The organism is Flavobacterium branchiarum, assembly GCF_030409845.1.
GTDB lineage: Bacteria > Bacteroidota > Bacteroidia > Flavobacteriales > Flavobacteriaceae > Flavobacterium > Flavobacterium branchiarum.
The window spans coordinates 2,017,055-2,034,884 of the sequence record NZ_JAUFQQ010000005.1; the positions used below are offsets into that span (position 1 = coordinate 2,017,055).

Below are 17,830 nucleotides of genomic sequence, written 5' to 3' on the forward strand. Positions count from 1 at the left end.
CAGATAGCATTAATTAAAAATTGGAAGAATCCAAAATACCCTTCCTGAGAATTTTAGGTGACGAATTCAGAAATGGAGAAGACATATTAAAAAATACAGTTTATTCTGGATTGCTTAAATCAGATTATTTAAATGAAAGAACAATTTTATAAATACATACAAAGCCTTCAAGATACTATTGTATCAGGATTAGAAGCAGTAGATGGACAGGCTAAATTTCGCGAAGACATTTGGGAACGTCCAGAAGGTGGAGGCGGAAGAACGCGAGTAATCGAGAATGGAGCTGTTTTTGAAAAAGGAGGAGTCAATATATCGGCAGTTCATGGTAAATTACCCGAAGCGATGCAAAAGATGTTCAATGTAGGCGAAGCGGATTTTTTTGCTTGTGGACTAAGTTTAGTTTTGCATCCTAAAAACCCTATGGTTCCTACGGTTCATGCTAATTGGCGTTATTTTGAAATGTATGATGAAGAAGGAAATGTGATTCAGCAATGGTTTGGTGGAGGACAAGATTTAACACCTTACTATTTGTTTGAAGAAGATGCTAAACATTTTCATCAGACTTGTAAAACTGCTTGTGATAAGCATAATCCAGCGTTTTATCCAAAATATAAAAAACAATGTGATGCTTATTTTTGGAATGCACATCGTAATGAAGCCCGAGGAATTGGAGGATTGTTCTTTGATTATTGCAAGGCTACAGACGAAATGAGTATGCAGGATTGGTATAATTTTGTTACCGAAGTAGGAGATAGTTTTCTAGAAGCTTATGTTCCAATTGTTGAAAAAAGAAAAGCATTATCATATACAGACGAACAGAGAACATGGCAAGAGATTCGCCGTGGTCGTTATGTCGAGTTTAATTTGGTTCATGATAAAGGAACTTTGTTCGGACTAAGAACCAATGGTCGAATCGAAAGTATCTTGATGAGTTTACCACCGCATGTGCAATGGGTTTATGATCATCACCCAGAAGCAGGAAGTGCGGAGGAGCAATTAGTAAATGTGTTGGAAAACCCAGTTGATTGGATTGGTTAGGCTTTAAATTGTGAAATATATCGCTCCTCTGGAGCTATAGATTAATATGTTCTATTTAATTGTATTTGCTAGTTTGTATTGTTTTAATCGGGTTGTTGTTTAATATATATCGCTCCCCTGGAGCTTCAATTTGCAATCACATTAATTTATAAACATTATGCTCCTCTGGAGCTATAGATTAATATGTTCTATTTAATGGTATTTGCTAGTTTGTATTGTTCTCACTGGGTTATTGTTTAATATCTATATTCGCTCCTCTGGAGCTTTAACATATTGATTTTATTAATTCTATGGATATTATGCTTCTCTGAAGCTATAGATTATGGCTATTTCATTCGTGGATATTCACTAGTTTGAAATAGCCCCATCAGGGCGGTATATTTATAGATTGATATATCATGTTTATTTTATTAATCCCATCGGGATGTAATCTTTATAGAATATTAATTTGTTGTATTTATATGTAGTTGCTAGTTTGAAATAGCCCCATCGGGGCGGTATATTTATAGATTGATATATCATGTTTATTTTATTAATCCCATCGGGATGTAATCTTTATAGAATATTAATTTATTGTATTTATATGTAGTTGCTAGTTTGAAATAGCCCCATCAGGGCGGTATATTTATAGATTGATATATCATGTTTATTTTATTAATCCCTTCGGGATGGGATATTTATTGATTGTTGTATGTATAAATGTTTGTTGGTTTGTGTTTTAGTTTTATAGGTGCGAAATATTTATAGATTATATGTTTTTATTTTGTAAGTTTATTATTTCAAAAATAAACATTTTATAAACAAAAGATAACATGGCAAACACCTATTCTCAATTATACGTTCATATTGTTTTTGCTGTTAAAGGCAGACAAAATTTAATTTCCAAAAAAAGGAAGGATGAAATTTATAAATACATTACAGTAATAGTTACAAACAAAGGGCAGAAACTAATTGCTATTAATGGCGTGTCTGATCATATTCATATTTTGGTTGGATTAAAACCTGATAAATCTTTATCGGATTTGGTAAGAGATATTAAAGCCAATTCGTCTAAATTTATAAATGATAAAAAGTGGATTAATGGAAAGTTTGAATGGCAAACTGGATTTGGTGCATTTTCATATAGTCATTCTCAACTAACAAATGTTATAAATTACATTCGTAATCAAGAGGAGCATCATAAAGTGAAAACTTTTAAAGATGAATATATTGAATTTCTAAAACTATTTGATGTTGATTTTAAGAGCGAATATTTGTTTAAAGAGATTTAATTACAAAATATACTGCTTAGCTGAAGCTTTAACTGATACTAGGATAAACGTTTATAAAAAATGAAATGGATCTAAAACTGATTTATATTGTTTTTTTTGTGGGATTCTCTGGGTGTTACGCTCAGAAAGATTCCTTTCAAAATTCCTATTTTAAATCATATGATGACAAAGTAACAGCAAGTATTTATTATCTAGATACATCAAATAATTTTCAGATTGTTTATTCAGTTCCGGGCGAAGGAACAAAAACATTGGATTTAATTCCGAATCGGAAAGAACAATTAGGCGGAGCACTTTCGTTTAAGTTTGTGGATTTATCATTGGGTTTTTCTCCAAAATTCTTAAATGCTAATAAAGATAATACCGATTCAAGGCTTTTAAATTTTAATGCCAGAGTATACCACAAGCAGTGGATGCAAAGTGTTACTTATTTTTATCAAAACGGATTCTATGTTAGCCAAGATGATATAAATATTGCTTTCCCTGGTTTTCGATCATTAAAAATAGGAGGTACAACATCTTATGTTTTTAATAAAAAATTCTCATACAGAACAGTTGCTAGTCAAAACGAATGGCAAACTCAAAGTGCTGGAAGTTTTATCCCTAATTTTTCAGCTTATTATACGAATCTCAAATACAGGTCAGCTGCTGATAGGATAGACGGGGATACATATCTGTTTTCATTGGCACCCTCTTATTTCTACAATCTGGTTTTGGGAAAACATGTTTTAGTTGCTGCGGGATTGTCTATTGGGGCGGGTATCAACATTACTGATGGAGATACGAAACTACTTTATGAAGTCGATTCAAGTTTGAAAACAGGATATAATTCAGATTCTTTTTTCGTGTTTATGAATGTAAACTACACAAATTTTATTCAGAGCCAAACGGCTAGTATTGGTTTAAACGATACTATTTCTACTATAAAAATTACAGCAGGGTATCGATTTAATGCTCCTAAAAAGGTGGCTGAAATTTATGATACAATAAATCAAAAAACAGGATTATAAAAAAAGGGCAGTCATTTTAAAATGACTACCCTTTTTTAGATACAAATTGAGGCTATTTTCCAAGCTCCTCAATAAAGTCTAACGTTTGTAAAATAATATTTTTGTTTGTTTTCAATGAGTTTAATCTCAATTCAAATTTCAACTTATTATCAATCAGTTTTTTTGAAGATTGAAGCGTAATATCGCTAAACTGAGTAGCAAATTGCTCAAATTTCTTAGAATTTGTATTTTTTGTTTCTTCGCTATAAGCTCTTGAAGCTTCAGGGATATTCACTTTTCCTAAAAAGTAACTTTGCTTTAAATCCTTTTTAACCTCTTTTACAAACGAACCATTATTGGTATTAAAGTATTCATGGCTATTTCCAATTACTATAACATCTTTATCTTTAATGATAAATAAGTCACCATATTTCCCTTGAGTTCCAGTAATCTCATAATAATCTCCTTTTTGTACTAGAAATTTTTTACGGATTCCTAATTGTAATAGCTTGTCACCAAACGTTGGATGTGTTGAGGTAAATACCATAGTGAAAAGAGGAATAGATTTGGTTTCCATTTTTTCAACTTCAGTTTGCTCGTAATTATCATCGTACTCGTATGATTTAGTCAGTACTTCAACTTTCTTAACATCGTGTAAAAACAGGCTTAAATCACCATCAAAAAGAGTCGCAGTTGCCTCTTCATCGACAATAGTCGAAATTAAATCGGTAACAATAGTAACATCGTCTTTTACGAAAGCTATATTGTTTAAAATTTCAGATGTAAAAGCAGGAATGTTTTTTAATGCTTCTTTTGTATTGATATGGTACGTCATATATCCCAAAGGTTTATTGTTTGGGAAATAGCTGTAAATGTTTTTATTGATTTTTCTATTAGTTATTTTATTCATAATGTCCGCTAAAGGCTTAGAGTATTCAATAACCTCTTCTACGCGGGCATTATCATTGTCAAAATAAAAATCCAGATTTATACCTTTTACAAAATTCCCTAAGCTTTTCTGTCCAGGGAAAAATTTATTATAACTGCTAAACTGTGCAAGGCTTGCATAAGCATCGTAAAACGAAGACATTGCCGAATTGTAATTTATCCAAGAAGAAATAGCTGAAGTAGCATTTATCTTGTCAGAAGATGGAGCAGTAAAACCTTTCTCAAAAAGAGATTTAATAAACTCATTTCTTTGTATCGCTTGTAAGCTGTCAAAAGCTTGACGCTCTTGGTCGTATTTTTTATAATAATCATCCGTTCTATATGAGATGGCTTCCTCAGTAACTTCTTGAGGTAGTATTTGAGTAGGTTCTTCTTCTATCAGCGGTTCTTCAAGTTGAACATCTTCGATTGGTGCTTCATCAACAGCTATTTCTTCTTGAAATTCAGACGTGTTAAATAAATTCGAAGTATATTTTTTAGTAAACCCTACAATTACTAAATAGTTGTCATTCCATGCCAAAGAATTTCTTTTGTCATCAGTAGTTAGAAGGCTGTATAACGGAAAATCTACGATTGTAGCAGTTGGTAATGAATCGGCTACTTTTTTGGCATTTAGCTCTTCCATAAACTTTTTAATGTCATTTCTACTCTTAATCGGAATTGTAACTTGATAATATGGAATGCTATCAGTAAAATTCCCATTAACGCTCATTTTTTGGTCTAATCTAAAAAGACTAGCATATTGTTTAACGTCAAAATCAGGTTTGCCTTGTGCATATTTGTTGATTAAAGAGTGGTTTAATACATCTGTAATATTTACTTTTTTAGAAAGTTGGTCGCCATTAAACTGTATGAAATAATCGTATGGCTTTGTATTGGTTTGGCTATTAACTAAAAAAGAGGTTAATAGAATTAAACAGGTAAAAAAATGCTTCATAGTAACTAAGGAATTAATTGGATTGTATTGTTCATTAAAGACGATTTTTTAAGTACGCTGTACATGCTTTGTTTTAAAAAAACGGTCTTTTTATTTTTAGAAATTTTACAGTTCGGATTATCAAACGTTGCAATATCGCGGTCAAAAGTATAAATAGCAATGATATTTGCTTGTTCCAAATCTTGCTTTTTCTTTTGGTCTTTTACCAAGTTTTCAGGAACAGGATAAGAAGCAATTCTTTCAAAACCTTTTGCACTACTGCTAAAGTGTATTTGATCGCTTTGGTTGTTGATAGTATTTACAACAGCATTGAGTGCTTTTAAATTCGCATAATTCAGTTTGATAATGAAGATATAATTCTGGAAATCTGTTTTGGTGTTCACGTCTGTAATTCCGTCAATTTTTAAAGCTTTGGCTTTAAAATTGGCTAGCTTCTTAGTGATTTCCTGTTCATTTGGGATTTTTACACCATCAACTTCTTCGAGCCAAATAGCCGATCTTGTCTTAAACCATGATTTCGAAAAATCAACCATCAGAGTGTATTCACCACTTTGATTATCATGGTGTTTGATTCTTTCTGTTATCTCAAAACAGCCTGTTAAGAGAAAACAACAGCATAAAGCGAGAAATTTCTTCATTTGGCAAATTTAAATCTTAATATTTAAAAAACCATGATATAAGAAGATTCTTAGAGAATATTTGCAAAACAGTAAATTTTAGATAATATTAACGCTTTCTAAACGGTGCTAAAAGCCTTATTACGTTGATTTTTCTGTAACTTTGCGTGACAATTTTAATTTCAACTTTAAAACGGATGCGAAGCTTTTTTTGCATTAGCGTTCTTCTTAAAAAATATAAAAATCATATATGTTCCCACTACAAAGAAACCGCCGTTTAAGAACTAATGAATCTATTCGCTCTTTAGTTCGTGAAACTACCCTAAGTCCAAACGATTTTATGCTTCCAATGTTTATTGCAGAAGGAAAAGATGTAAAAATCGAAATCCCATCAATGCCAGGAATCTACCGTCATTCGTTAGACAATACCATTAAAGAAGTAAAAGAAGCTTGGGCACTTGGTATAAAAGCAGTAAATCTTTATGTAAAAGTAAGTGAGAACCTTAAAGACAATAAAGGGGTTGAATCTTGGAACAAAGACGGATTAATGCAACAAAGCATCCGTGCCATAAAAGATGCAGTTCCAGAAATGATTGTAATGCCAGATGTAGCACTTGATCCTTATTCAATTTACGGACATGATGGAATAATCGAAAGAGGACAAGTTATAAATGATGCAACGGTAGATGCGCTAACTCGAATGAGTTTAAGTCATGCCGAGGCAGGAGCCGATTTTGTAGCACCAAGTGATATGATGGACGGTCGTGTTCTGGCTATCAGAAAAGCATTAGAAGAAAACGGACATCACAATGTAGGAATCATGAGCTATAGTGCTAAATACGCTTCGGCATTTTACGGCCCATTCCGTGATGCTTTAGATTCTGCACCAGTAGATCAACAAGAAGTTCCAAAAGACAAAAAAACATACCAAATGGATTATGCCAACCGAATTGAAGGAATTCGCGAAGCATTGTTAGATGTAGAAGAAGGTGCCGATATCGTAATGGTAAAACCAGGAATGGCATATCTAGATATTGTTCGTGAGGTAAAAAATGCAGTTCATGTTCCAGTGGCAGTTTACCAAGTTTCGGGCGAATACGCTATGGTTAAGGCAGCTGCAGAAAGAGGGTGGCTAGATCATGATAAAATTATGATCGAGCAACTGTATTGCATTAAGAGAGCAGGAGCGAGTATAATCTCAACTTATTTTGCCAAAGAAGCTGCGGTAATACTAAACAAATAATATGAAAAACACATTATTTGCATTTGCACTACTTGCGTTTACTTCGTGTAAAAAAGAAGAAAAAATAAACATAGATAATTCAGGAATGCCAATTGAAGCGAGTGAATCTGCAGCAGTTCAGACCCCCGTTGAATTAGGAAAAACAATTTTTGAAGGGAAGGGTAATTGCTTTGCTTGTCATCAAGAAGATCAAAAAGTTATTGGTCCAAGCATCAAAGAAATTGCTAAAATATACAAAGACAAAAATGCTGATATGGTTGCGTTTCTTAAAGGAAATGGAGATCCAATTGTTGATCCAAGTCAGTTTGAAGTTATGAAAACAAATTTTCCAGTAACACAAGCCATGTCCGACGAAGAACTTAAAGCAATCGAAACATATTTCTTTAGTTTTATAAAATAGAAGCTAATCCTGCTATTCGCTATATCTTTATGTTTTTAAAGAAAAAACATAAAGGATGCCGCTATTATCAGGGCTAAAAATAAAACCATTCGTATTCGCGAATGGTTTTTTACTTTACAACAGTTTTAGCCCATTTTGTCTTTTTGATAAACAAGAAATCACTTGTAACAAATCACCAATCTAGGATGAATAACTGCTTTGTTGTAAATCTCTGCTATTATTTTTTTACTTTTATAAAATGGAAATAGCATATATCAATTCCCCACTAGGAATCACCAAAATTGTTGGAGATGAAAACGGAATCTCAGAGATTACGGTCAGTAACACAGGTGATAATGAGGTTCCCGAAGCAATCGCAACAGAGTTGCAAGAAGCTGTAACGCAATTAAACGACTACTTTTTGGGTAAAAGAACCGATTTTGATTTTAAACTAAATCCCAAAGGAACAGACTTTCAACAACGCGTTTGGAAAGGATTGCTTGAAATACCTTATGGCAAAACAATGAGCTACTTAGAGTTGTCCAAAAAGCTAGGTGATGTAAAAGCAATTCGAGCAGTTGCATCAGCAAATGGAAAAAATCCGCTTTGGATCGTTGTTCCGTGCCATCGCGTAATAGGAACCGACGGATCACTAACAGGATACGCCGGAGGATTATGGCGAAAGAAATGGTTACTAGATCATGAAAATCCAATAAAACAGCAAAGTTTATTTTAGTTGGTGCTTAAAGAATAAAGAGGAAAGAATAAAGGGGAAAGAATAAAGGGGAAAGAATAAAGAGGAAAGAATAAAGAATAAAGAGAAAAGAGTGAAGAATAAGGATTAAATTTAGTTTCCATAGAGATTTCTAAAGTCTTGTAGGATCTAACAAGTCTAACAATCTAAGGAATCTAAGACGTCTAAAAGCGGAAGCTGTCTAAAAAACAAAATAATGATTGAAAAATTAAATCTAAACAACATCCTTTTTCTAGATATAGAAACCGTTCCCGAAACAGCCGATTTTGGAGAACTCGATGATGAGATGAAAGAACTCTGGGAACATAAAACACAATATCAGCGAAAAGAAGATTTCACAGCCGAAGAGTTTTATGACCGAGCAGGAATTTGGGCAGAGTTTGGTAAAATTGTTTGTATTTCAGTTGGTTATTTTACCATCAAAGGAGATGTCCGAAATTTTAGAGTCACTTCATTTTTTGGAGATGAGGTGAAAATTCTGAAAGACTTCAATAATCTCTTGAATAATCATTACAACAAACCGTACCATGTTTTGTGCGGGCATAACGCGAAGGAATTCGATATTCCGTTTATTGCCAGACGAATGATTATCAACCAAATTGCTATTCCAGACAAGCTGAATCTATTTGGAAAAAAACCATGGGAAGTTCCTCATTTAGATACACTTGAATTGTGGAAATTTGGTGATTATAAGCATTTTACGTCCTTAAAATTATTGACAAAAATCCTCGGAATCCCTTCGCCAAAAGGTGATATAGACGGAAGTCAGGTCGGACATGTTTTTTATGTAGAGAAAGATATCGATAGAATCGTAACCTATTGCGAAAAAGATACCATTGCTGTTGCGCAAATATTCCTTCGCTTACGACGTGAAGATTTATTGATAGAGGACGAGATAATACATGTTTAGCTTTTGTTAGTTGCAGAGGTTCAAAGTTTCAAAGTTTCAAAGAAGTAAAGGTTCAGAGGAGCAAAGGCTCAGAGATGCAGAGTTTCAAGGCGTAAAGGAGCAGAGGAACAAAAGCTCAAAGATAAATAGCAAACAAAAAAGCTTAGCGTTTTAGCGTCTTTGCGAGAATCCAATAAATAGAGGTTCAAAGTTTCAGAGGTTCAAAGTTAAAATACAAACAAAGAAAAACTTTGCGATTTAGCGTCTTTGCGAGAACCCAATAAATAGAGGTTCAAAGGAGCAGAGGTTTAAAGTTTCAGAGGGGCAAAGGTTTAAAGTTAAAATACAAACAAAGAAAAACTTTGCGATTTAGCGTCTTTGCGAGAACCAATTAAAAAGAGGTTCAAAGGAGCAGAGGTTTAAAGTTTCAGAGGAGCAGAGGTTTAAAGTTTCAGAGGGGCAAAGGTTTAAAGTTAAAATACAAACAAAGAAAAACTTTGCGATTTAGCGTCTTTGCGAGAACCAATTAAAAAGAGGTTCAAAGGAGCAGAGGTTTAAAGTTTCAGAGGGGCAAAGGTTTAAAGTTAAAATACAAACAAAGAAAAACTTTGCGATTTAGCGTCTTTGCGAGAACCAATTAAAAAGAGGTTCAAAGGAGCAGAGGTTTAAAGTTTCAGAGAGGCAAAGGTTTAAAGTTAAAATACAAACAAAGAAAAACTTTGCGATTTAGCGTCTTTGCGAGAACCAATTAAAAAGAGGTTCAAAGGAGCAGAGGTTTAAAGTTTCAGAGGGGCAAAGGTTTAAAGTTAAAATACAAACAAAGAAAAACTTTGCGATTTAGCGTCTTTGCGAGAACCAATTAAAAAGAGGTTCAAAGGAGCAGAGGTTTAAAGTTTCAGAGGGGCAAAGGTTTAAAGTTAAAATACAAACAAAGAAAAACTTTGCGATTTAGCGTCTTTGCGAGAACCAATTAAAAAGAGGTTCAAAGGAGCAGAGGTTTAAAGTTTCAGAGGGGCAAAGGTTTAAAGTTAAAATACAAACAAAGAAAGACTTTGCGATTTAGCGTCTTTGCGAGAACCAATTAAAAAGAGGTTCAAAGTTTCAAAGGTTTAAAGTTAAAATACAAACAAAGAAAAACTTTGCGTTTTAGCGAGAAACGACTAAAAAACAAACTATCTTTCTAAATAGCTTAATTAAAAAGATTTAAGTGAATTTATATGCCCCATTTGTTTTAACAAAATTAAAAAAATGACACATCCAGAAATAGCGTTTTTGAGAATGGCTTCACAAAAAATACTGAAGACAGATTTTCATGAACCACAAGAAATTGTAAAACATTTAGGAGCTATGCAGGCGCAAGACTATGCAATGGCAAAATGGGCAATTGGTTCGCGATGTGATGCTTCAGAAAAAAGCATAGAAGAAGCTATTAATTCAGGTAAAATTATCCGAACACATATTTTACGTCCAACTTGGCATTTCGTTTCAGATGAAGATATATACTGGATGCTAGATGTTTCGGGACCACAGGTAAAAAAGATAGTTCTTTCGGCAGCTAAAAAAAATGGTTTTGACCAGAAAAAATTGGATAAAGTCAATTCATCAATCGAAAAAATATTAGCAGGGAACAATTCGCTGACTCGCGATGAAATCATGCAAGAATTGGATGTTAAGAAAAATTCGGGAGAAGGTTTTTTCAATAGTACCATCTTCATGATGAATGCAGAACTAGATGGTTTAGTGTGTAACGGAAAAATGAAAGGGAAGCAGTTAACGTATTCATTGCTAGAAGAAAAAGTTCCAAGAAGAAATACCAAACTAACCAAAGAAGAAGGACTCGCAAAACTCGCAAAGCGATATTTTGAAAGCCACGGACCAGCAACAGTAATAGATTTTACTTGGTGGTCTGGTTTTCCTGCTACAACAGCAAAACTGGCTATTCAATCAGTAGAATCAGAACTAGATTCCATTGAATTAGATGGTAAAAAGTATTGGTTTAAAAAAGGACTTCCTTCAGAAATTAGTACTCCCAAAAGCATTCATTTTCTTCCTTCTTTTGATGAGATTTTAATCTCCTATAAAACTCGAGAAATCACCATTGCCAAAGAGCATCAAGCCAACGCTTTCACAAACAATGGTATCTTTTGGCCAATAATAATCGAAGACGAAAAAGTTATTGGAACATGGAAACGAGCGCTAAAAAAGGAGCATACAAAGATAGAAACCAATTTTTTTGAAACGATATCTGATGATAAAAAGAACCTTGTTTTAAAAGCTATTACTCCATTTGAGAGTTACTTAGAAACTAAAATTGTTATCGAATAAGATGCTTTTTTAGTGAAATAGCAGATTTCAAACAAATACTTCTCTTTTGGTAAGTAAAATGATTGTGCATATTATGGCTAAATAATTACATTTACAAAAAATTATAATTATGGTATTAAGTAGATTCTGGTTAGCTATTTTTATTTCGTCAATTGCTTTTATCGTAATCAGTTTGTTTACTGGTAATACATATACTATTGATTATGTATTGAATGGTAAGAAAGACGAGCCTATTTTAATCTCAGAAAAATATATCGATCAAATCCCTGCTTTTGTTAGAGATAGTATCAAGAATGCTCCAGATCAAACCATAATTATCAATTATGACGCATCAAATGCTGATACGACCTATGTATATAAAAACAAAACCGTAAAGATCTTTAGTGGTGTTCAAAAATCAGACGGATTATTACCTACATGTAAAAGTACTTTAGTCGATTTAATATTACCGCTTATTGCTTATTTGGCTTTTTTCTGCGGATTGATGGAGCTTTTAATCATTTCCGGTGCCTCGGGAAAACTAGCTAAAGGCTTGAGTCCAGTATTTGTAAAAGTGTTTCCAAGTATTCCAAAAAATCATCCTTCTATTTCTTATATGACTTTAAATTTTGCTGCAAATTTCTTGGGATTAGATTCTGCTGCTACACCATTTGGACTTAAAGCCATGGAAAGTCTCCAGGAAATTAATCCAGACAAAGATAAAGCCAGTGATGCGCAGATTATGTTTATGTGTTTGCATGCGTCAGGACTTACATTAATTGCAACGTCTATCATTGGGTATCGTGCTGCAGCTGGTGCAACAAATCCAGCCGATGTAATGTTGCCTTGTATTATTACCTCTTTTATCGGGACAATTGCAGCTTTTTTAATAGTTGGAGTAAAACAAAAAATTAATTTCAAAAGTGCTTCTTTAGTTTTAGGCTTGATGGTTATGATTGCTGGAATTGTTGGGCTTTTATTTTATGTAAATAGTTTAGATCTAATCGGTAAAAACTTCTTTACATCAAATCTTTCGGGATTAATATTATTTGCAATCATTGGGTTTACATTGGTTTTCTCACTTAGACATGAGAAAAAATTTATCGCGGCAGACACAACTGTTTTTGACGCATTTGTGGTAGGAGCAAATAATGGAGTTAAAACAGGAGTTACTATATTTCCTTATGTTTTAGGAATGTTAGTTGCTATATCCTTATTCAGAAACAGTGGTTTATTTGAAATTATTAGTCATTGGATTGCTTTTATTTTCTCCAATATGGGTGTGAGTAAAGAAATCACAGATGCATTACCAGTGGCAATGCTTCGTCCTTTCAGTTCAGCAGGGTCACGTGGATTCCTTATAGATTCAATGAATACTTTTGGAGCAGATTCTATGACTGGAAGATTGAGTAGTATTTTTCAATGTAGTGCCGAAAGTACTTTTTATGTAATTGCAGTTTACTTTGGTTCTGTGAACATAAAAAATACCCGCTACGCTTTAGGAACGATGCTTTTAGTAGATGTAATTTGTGTGATTACAGCTATATTTGTGGCAAGTTGGTTTTTTTAGAATACAAATTTAAATTATAAACTATAAAAATATAAAACAGTATGAGAATGAGTAAATACACAAAATACATTGCAATTGCACTAATGTTACTTTTTTTAATTACGAGCTTATTGGCTTAAATTTTAGGTGATTGTAATGAATAGAATTTATGTTACAATGTTTCTGTTGGTTCTAATTAGTTGTAAAAAAGAACCATCTCAAGGTCCAAAATGGATAGAAGCTGATAAAAAAACAACAGCTGTAAAGTCAGTACCTAAAGGAATTACGCCCAAAGTAGATACTATAGAAATTTCAGGGATTTCAGAATTGGATAGCAATATGCATATTTTAGCCTCTTTTTTAGATAAAAAAATAGACAAAGACAGCATAATAACAGTTCACTATAATCTTGATTTTTATAGTAGTAAAAGAAAAATAGGTTCAGAGAAAGTTGCAATTGTTAATTTTACAGAAGGATCGAATTGGGGAGCTTCTTTTGGTTTGTCTCAAGATTATGAGACTCAGGTTTCTCCTTTTATCAAAATTAGTTTTGGTTATGAAGCCTGTGGTTATAATCAACAGCATTTCTTGTTTTATTTAAAAGATACCCGATTTCAGCTTGTACACGAATGGGACTCTATGAGTGACGGCGGCTGGGGTGGCTGGGTAGAATTTGGAGGAATGACTCCTTCAAAAAATCCTGTTTCTTTTCATTGTAAAACAGTTTATTACATGGGTAAAGAAGATGATGAACAAATGGGAACAGTTCAGCATTTAGATTCAACCAAGTTTATTTTAAAAAACAACCGTTGGGAAAAGCAATTGCTAACCCCAAAAGAAAAAGTTTATTGGGAAAAAGATATTGCTTTTAACGATTTCTATCCTCAACAAACGGAATAAATAATTGTTTAAAAAAAGGTTAACATCATGAATGTTAGCCTTTTTTTTATTCTTTGACCTCTGAGTTTTATATGAAATTCTTTTGAGGAATCTAATTGATAATCATCTCAGGAATGTCACCTTCAATTATTAAGTCAGCTTCGGTTGAAGCGATGATGTGTTCAACAGAAACTCCGGGAGCGCGTTCTAATAGTTTAAAACCTTTTGGTGTTATTTCTAAAACAGCTAATTCGGTAACGACTTTCTTCACACAACCTACTCCTGTTAGCGGTAAGCTACATTTTTTTAATATTTTAGACTCGCCCGCTTTGTTTACATGCATCATGGCAACAATAATGTTTTCGGCAGAAGCAACTAAATCCATAGCGCCACCCATTCCTTTTACCATTTTGCCAGGAATCTTCCAGTTGGCAATATCACCATTTTCAGAAACTTCCATAGCGCCAAGGATTGTTAAATCTACTTTTTGACTGCGAATCATTCCAAAGCTAAAAGCCGAATCAAAAAAACTAGCCCCAGGTAATGTCGTTATGGTTTGTTTTCCTGCATTAATAACATCAGCATCTTCTTCACCTTCAAAAGGGAAAGGTCCCATTCCTAAAACACCGTTTTCGCTTTGAAATTCGACATCAATTCCTTCGGGAATATAGTTTGCCACCAATGTAGGTATTCCGATGCCTAAATTCACGAAAAAACGGTCTTTAAGCTCTTGTGCAATTCGTTTTGCAATATCTTCTTTTGTCAACATATCTTTTTAGTGTGTTAATTAGTCCATTTGATAATTCGATACTGCTAATAGCAACACGTGTAATTATCAAATCATCTCAATTATCTATTTCTTCTGACGAACAGTGCGTTGTTCGATTCTCTTTTCGAATTTCTCTCCTTGAAAGATGCGTTGCACCATAATTCCAGGAATATGAATTTGATTTGGATCCAATGTTCCAGCAGGTACTAGTTCTTCCACTTCGGCAATGGTGATTGTTGCTCCACCAGCCATACAAGCATTAAAGTTTCTAGCCGTTCCTTTAAAAATAAGATTTCCAGCTTCATCGCCTTTCCATGCTTTTACAATTGCAAAATCAGCTTTGAAGGCTTCTTCCATAATGTGCATTTTTCCATTAAATTCGCGAACTTCTTTTCCTTCGGCAACTTCTGTTCCGTAGCCTGCAGGCGTAAAAAAAGCAGGGATTCCAGCCTGTGCCGAACGACAACGTTCTGCCAATGTTCCTTGTGGGATGAGTTCTACATCTAATTCTCCAGAAAGCATCTGACGTTCGAATTCGGCATTTTCACCAACGTAAGAAGAAATCATTTTCTTGATTTGCTTTTTTTGCAGTAATAATCCCAAACCAAAATCATCAACACCTGCATTATTAGAGATGCAAGTAAGTCCTGAGGTTTCTTTCTTTACCAATTCGGCAATAGTGTTTTCTGGAATGCCACATAAACCAAATCCGCCAAACATAATTGTCATGTCGTTTTTGATTCCTTGAATTGCTTCCTGAACTGTGTTGACTTTTTTACTAATCATATTATTTGTCTTATATTGACACGTGTTTTTGATGAAAACACCGTTTTTAGATTATAAAAATAGTGATTTCTTAAAAATAAAGCCAAACTAATTGTAAAAAAATATCCTTTTGTCATTTCTGAATTTCAGAAGCAACAAAAGGATATTTTTATTTTAGAGAAATGAATTTAAACTACAGTTCGAATTCGTCTGTGTTTTGTTCAATGTCTGTTGTGTCTTTGACTTTAGGAGCCGAGTAGCAATCCACTTTTATAGAAAGATTTGCAGGTCTTTCGAATTCAGATTTTGATACTTGTAAAGCAGGATCGGCATAACAAAGTTTCATGAAATATCCCCAAACAGGTAAGGCTGCTGTTGCACCTTGTCCGTAAGTAATACTTTTAAAACGTGCCGAACGGTCTTCACAACCTACCCAAACACCCGTTACTAAGTTTGGAACCATACCCATAAACCAACCATCTGACTGATTTTGTGTTGTTCCTGTTTTTCCTGCAATAGGATTACGGAACATGTATGGATATCCTGTCCAACGTTTGTCTCCGCTACCACCACCTTCAGTACGTAAACGAGAACCAGATCCGCTTTCGGTAACTCCTTGTAGCAATTTAATTACTGCAAAGGCAATATCTTTATTTAGTACATCATGTGACTCTGGGATTGGCTCGTAGATTACTTCGCCACTTTTATTTTCAATTCTATTTAAGAACTGTGGTTTTACATAAACTCCTTGATTAGCAAAAGTACTGTAGGCAGCAACCATGTCTTCAACCGTTATTTCAACCGCTCCTAATGCAATCGAAGGTTGTGCTGGAATTTGAGATTTTACACCTAATTTATGTGCAAGTTCAACTACTGCTTCTGGACCAACACGGTCGATTAACTTTGCCGAAACCGTATTGATAGAGTTTGCTAAACCTTGTTTCAAAGTTACCATCCCGCGGTATCTGTTGTCAGAGTTTCTTGGCTCCCAATCTGCGGTAACGTTGTGGCGTCCTTTATGAATCATGAATGGACCATCAAGAATAGAGTCGCAAGGAGACATATTTAATTGCTCAATTGCCGCAGCGTAAACAAAAGGCTTAAATGTAGAACCTACTTGTCTCGCTCCTTGACCTACGTGATCGTATTGGAAATATTTGTAATTGATTCCACCAACCCAAGCCTTGATGCTACCAGTTTGTGGCTCCATTGCCATTAAACCAGCTTGTAAAAAGTGTTTGTAATAACGGATAGAATCTAGAGGAGTCATAATAGTATCTCGTTCACCTTTCCAAGTAAATACAGTCATTTTTGTTTTTTCGCCAAATGATTTTATGATTTCTTCATCGCTTTTATCGGCAGCTTTCATTACTGACCAACGGTACGAAGATTTCATTGCTTGGTTTATAATTCGTTGTGTTTCAGCTTCTGAAATATTAACGAAAGGAGCATTTTTGTTTGTTTTTGATTGTAAGAAAAATTCTTCTTGTAGGTTTTTCATGTGCGCACTAACTGCTTCTTCAGCATGTAATTGCATTCTTGAATCAATAGTGGTATATATTTTTAGACCATCTTTATAAATGTTGTAGTCCGAACCGTCTGGTTTTTTATTCTCAGCAGCCCATTTTTTCATATAGTCACGTAGGTATTCTCTAAAGTAAGTTGCAGTTCCTTCGCGGTGGCTTTCTAGTTTGAACTTTAGTGAGATAGGAAGTGCTTGTAGCTTGTTTTTTTGATCCTCAGTTATCATACCTGCTTTTTCCATTTGAGCAAGTACTACATTACGACGATTTTTAACTCCTTGAGGGTTTCTCACCGGATTGTATAAGCCTGAATTTTTGAACATTCCGACTAGTATAGCCGATTCATCCATTGTTAAGTCTTTTGGTTCTTTAGAGAAATACGTTTGTGCAGCAGAGCTAACACCAACCGAGTAATTACCAAAATCATATACATTGCAATACATTGCAATGATTTCGTTTTTAGTGTATTGTCTTTCTAAACGAATAGCAATAATCCATTCTTTTACTTTCTGTACAATTCTAAAAGGTAAAAATTTAGATCCCTCTCCGTGAAATAGTTGTTTTGCTAATTGTTGCGTAAGGGTACTTGCACCTCCACTTGTTCCTAAACTAGCAATAGCTCTTAAAGTTCCACGTCCGTCAATACCTGAATGTTCGTAAAAACGCTCATCTTCTGTTGCTATAAGTGCTTCTACTAAGCTTTTAGGCAAGTCAGAGTATTTTAATTGTGATCTGTTTGTTTGGAAATATTTACCAATTACAACGCCATCCGAAGAGATGATTTCGGTAGCTAAATTTGAATCTGGATTTTCTAAGTCTTCAAAAGAAGGCATAGAACCAAAAATTCCCCATGAAGCAAATAAGAAAAAGGTAATAACACCTAATAAACCGTAACCAAAAATTTTCCAAAAGGTCTTTTTGTAGTAATTAATGTCTTTATCAGTTTTTGTTGGATTGTTTTTTTTTGCAGCCATAT

The 17,830-nt window shown here is 33.9% G+C and carries 15 protein-coding genes; 10 read left to right on the forward strand and 5 right to left on the reverse strand.

Annotated features, from left to right (window positions below):
* The first annotated feature begins 132 nt into the window (after window positions 1–132).
* The 3 genes from hemF to QWY99_RS20740 all read left to right on the forward strand — a co-directional run bounded on the left by hemF (window position 133) and on the right by QWY99_RS20740 (window position 3,319).
* Window positions 133–1,038 (forward strand): oxygen-dependent coproporphyrinogen oxidase, encoded by a 906-nt coding sequence (gene hemF / locus QWY99_RS20730; RefSeq protein ID WP_290267658.1) that lies wholly within the window; start codon window positions 133–135, stop codon window positions 1,036–1,038.
* 812 nt (window positions 1,039–1,850) lie between these two features.
* Window positions 1,851–2,309 carry an IS200/IS605 family transposase gene (gene tnpA / locus QWY99_RS20735; protein WP_290267659.1) on the forward strand — a complete coding sequence of 153 codons (459 nt, stop codon included), beginning with the start codon at window positions 1,851–1,853 and terminating at the stop codon, window positions 2,307–2,309.
* A 65-nt stretch (window positions 2,310–2,374) separates the two neighbouring features.
* A complete protein-coding gene (locus QWY99_RS20740; protein ID WP_290267661.1) occupies window positions 2,375–3,319 on the forward strand; it encodes a DUF4421 family protein in 945 nt (314 codons plus the stop codon).
* A gap of 52 nt (window positions 3,320–3,371) precedes the next feature.
* Here QWY99_RS20740 and QWY99_RS20745 read toward each other — a convergent pair whose 3' ends face one another.
* Complete coding sequence (locus QWY99_RS20745) at window positions 3,372–5,183, reverse strand: hypothetical protein (RefSeq protein WP_290267664.1); 1,812 nt, start codon at window positions 5,181–5,183, stop codon at window positions 3,372–3,374.
* A gap of 5 nt (window positions 5,184–5,188) precedes the next feature.
* The gene (locus QWY99_RS20750; RefSeq protein WP_290267665.1) at window positions 5,189–5,821 is read right to left on the reverse strand and encodes a hypothetical protein; all 633 of its coding nucleotides are present in this window, start codon (window positions 5,819–5,821) and stop codon (window positions 5,189–5,191) included.
* A 229-nt stretch (window positions 5,822–6,050) separates the two neighbouring features.
* Here QWY99_RS20750 and hemB point away from each other — a divergent pair, with 229 nt between their 5' ends.
* From hemB to QWY99_RS20785, 7 genes are all read left to right on the forward strand, one after another.
* On the forward strand, window positions 6,051–7,043 hold the full coding sequence (hemB, locus tag QWY99_RS20755; RefSeq protein ID WP_290267667.1) for a porphobilinogen synthase: 993 nt from the start codon (window positions 6,051–6,053) through the stop codon (window positions 7,041–7,043).
* Window position 7,044: 1 nt separating this feature from the next.
* Window positions 7,045–7,443 (forward strand): c-type cytochrome, encoded by a 399-nt coding sequence (locus QWY99_RS20760; protein WP_290267669.1) that lies wholly within the window; start codon window positions 7,045–7,047, stop codon window positions 7,441–7,443.
* Window positions 7,444–7,681: 238 nt separating this feature from the next.
* A complete protein-coding gene (locus QWY99_RS20765) occupies window positions 7,682–8,158 on the forward strand; it encodes a methylated-DNA--[protein]-cysteine S-methyltransferase (RefSeq protein ID WP_290267671.1) in 477 nt (158 codons plus the stop codon).
* 214 nt (window positions 8,159–8,372) lie between these two features.
* Window positions 8,373–9,086, forward strand: a complete 714-nt coding sequence (locus QWY99_RS20770; protein WP_290267673.1) for a 3'-5' exonuclease — start codon at window positions 8,373–8,375, stop codon at window positions 9,084–9,086.
* 1,227 nt (window positions 9,087–10,313) lie between these two features.
* Complete coding sequence (locus tag QWY99_RS20775; protein ID WP_290267675.1) at window positions 10,314–11,390, forward strand: winged helix DNA-binding domain-containing protein; 1,077 nt, start codon at window positions 10,314–10,316, stop codon at window positions 11,388–11,390.
* 109 nt (window positions 11,391–11,499) lie between these two features.
* Window positions 11,500–12,939 carry a nucleoside recognition domain-containing protein gene (locus tag QWY99_RS20780; protein WP_290267678.1) on the forward strand — a complete coding sequence of 480 codons (1,440 nt, stop codon included), beginning with the start codon at window positions 11,500–11,502 and terminating at the stop codon, window positions 12,937–12,939.
* Window positions 12,940–13,074: 135 nt separating this feature from the next.
* Window positions 13,075–13,818, forward strand: a complete 744-nt coding sequence (locus tag QWY99_RS20785; protein WP_290267680.1) for a hypothetical protein — start codon at window positions 13,075–13,077, stop codon at window positions 13,816–13,818.
* 91 nt (window positions 13,819–13,909) lie between these two features.
* Here the strand turns inward: QWY99_RS20785 and QWY99_RS20790 are convergent, their stop codons facing one another.
* From QWY99_RS20790 to QWY99_RS20800, 3 genes are all read right to left on the reverse strand, one after another.
* Complete coding sequence (locus QWY99_RS20790) at window positions 13,910–14,566, reverse strand: CoA transferase subunit B (RefSeq protein WP_290267682.1); 657 nt, start codon at window positions 14,564–14,566, stop codon at window positions 13,910–13,912.
* An 84-nt stretch (window positions 14,567–14,650) separates the two neighbouring features.
* On the reverse strand, window positions 14,651–15,352 hold the full coding sequence (locus tag QWY99_RS20795; protein WP_290267684.1) for a CoA transferase subunit A: 702 nt from the start codon (window positions 15,350–15,352) through the stop codon (window positions 14,651–14,653).
* Between the two features lie 172 nt (window positions 15,353–15,524).
* The gene (locus QWY99_RS20800) at window positions 15,525–17,828 is read right to left on the reverse strand and encodes a penicillin-binding protein 1A (protein ID WP_290267686.1); all 2,304 of its coding nucleotides are present in this window, start codon (window positions 17,826–17,828) and stop codon (window positions 15,525–15,527) included.
* Window positions 17,829–17,830 lie beyond the last annotated feature (2 nt).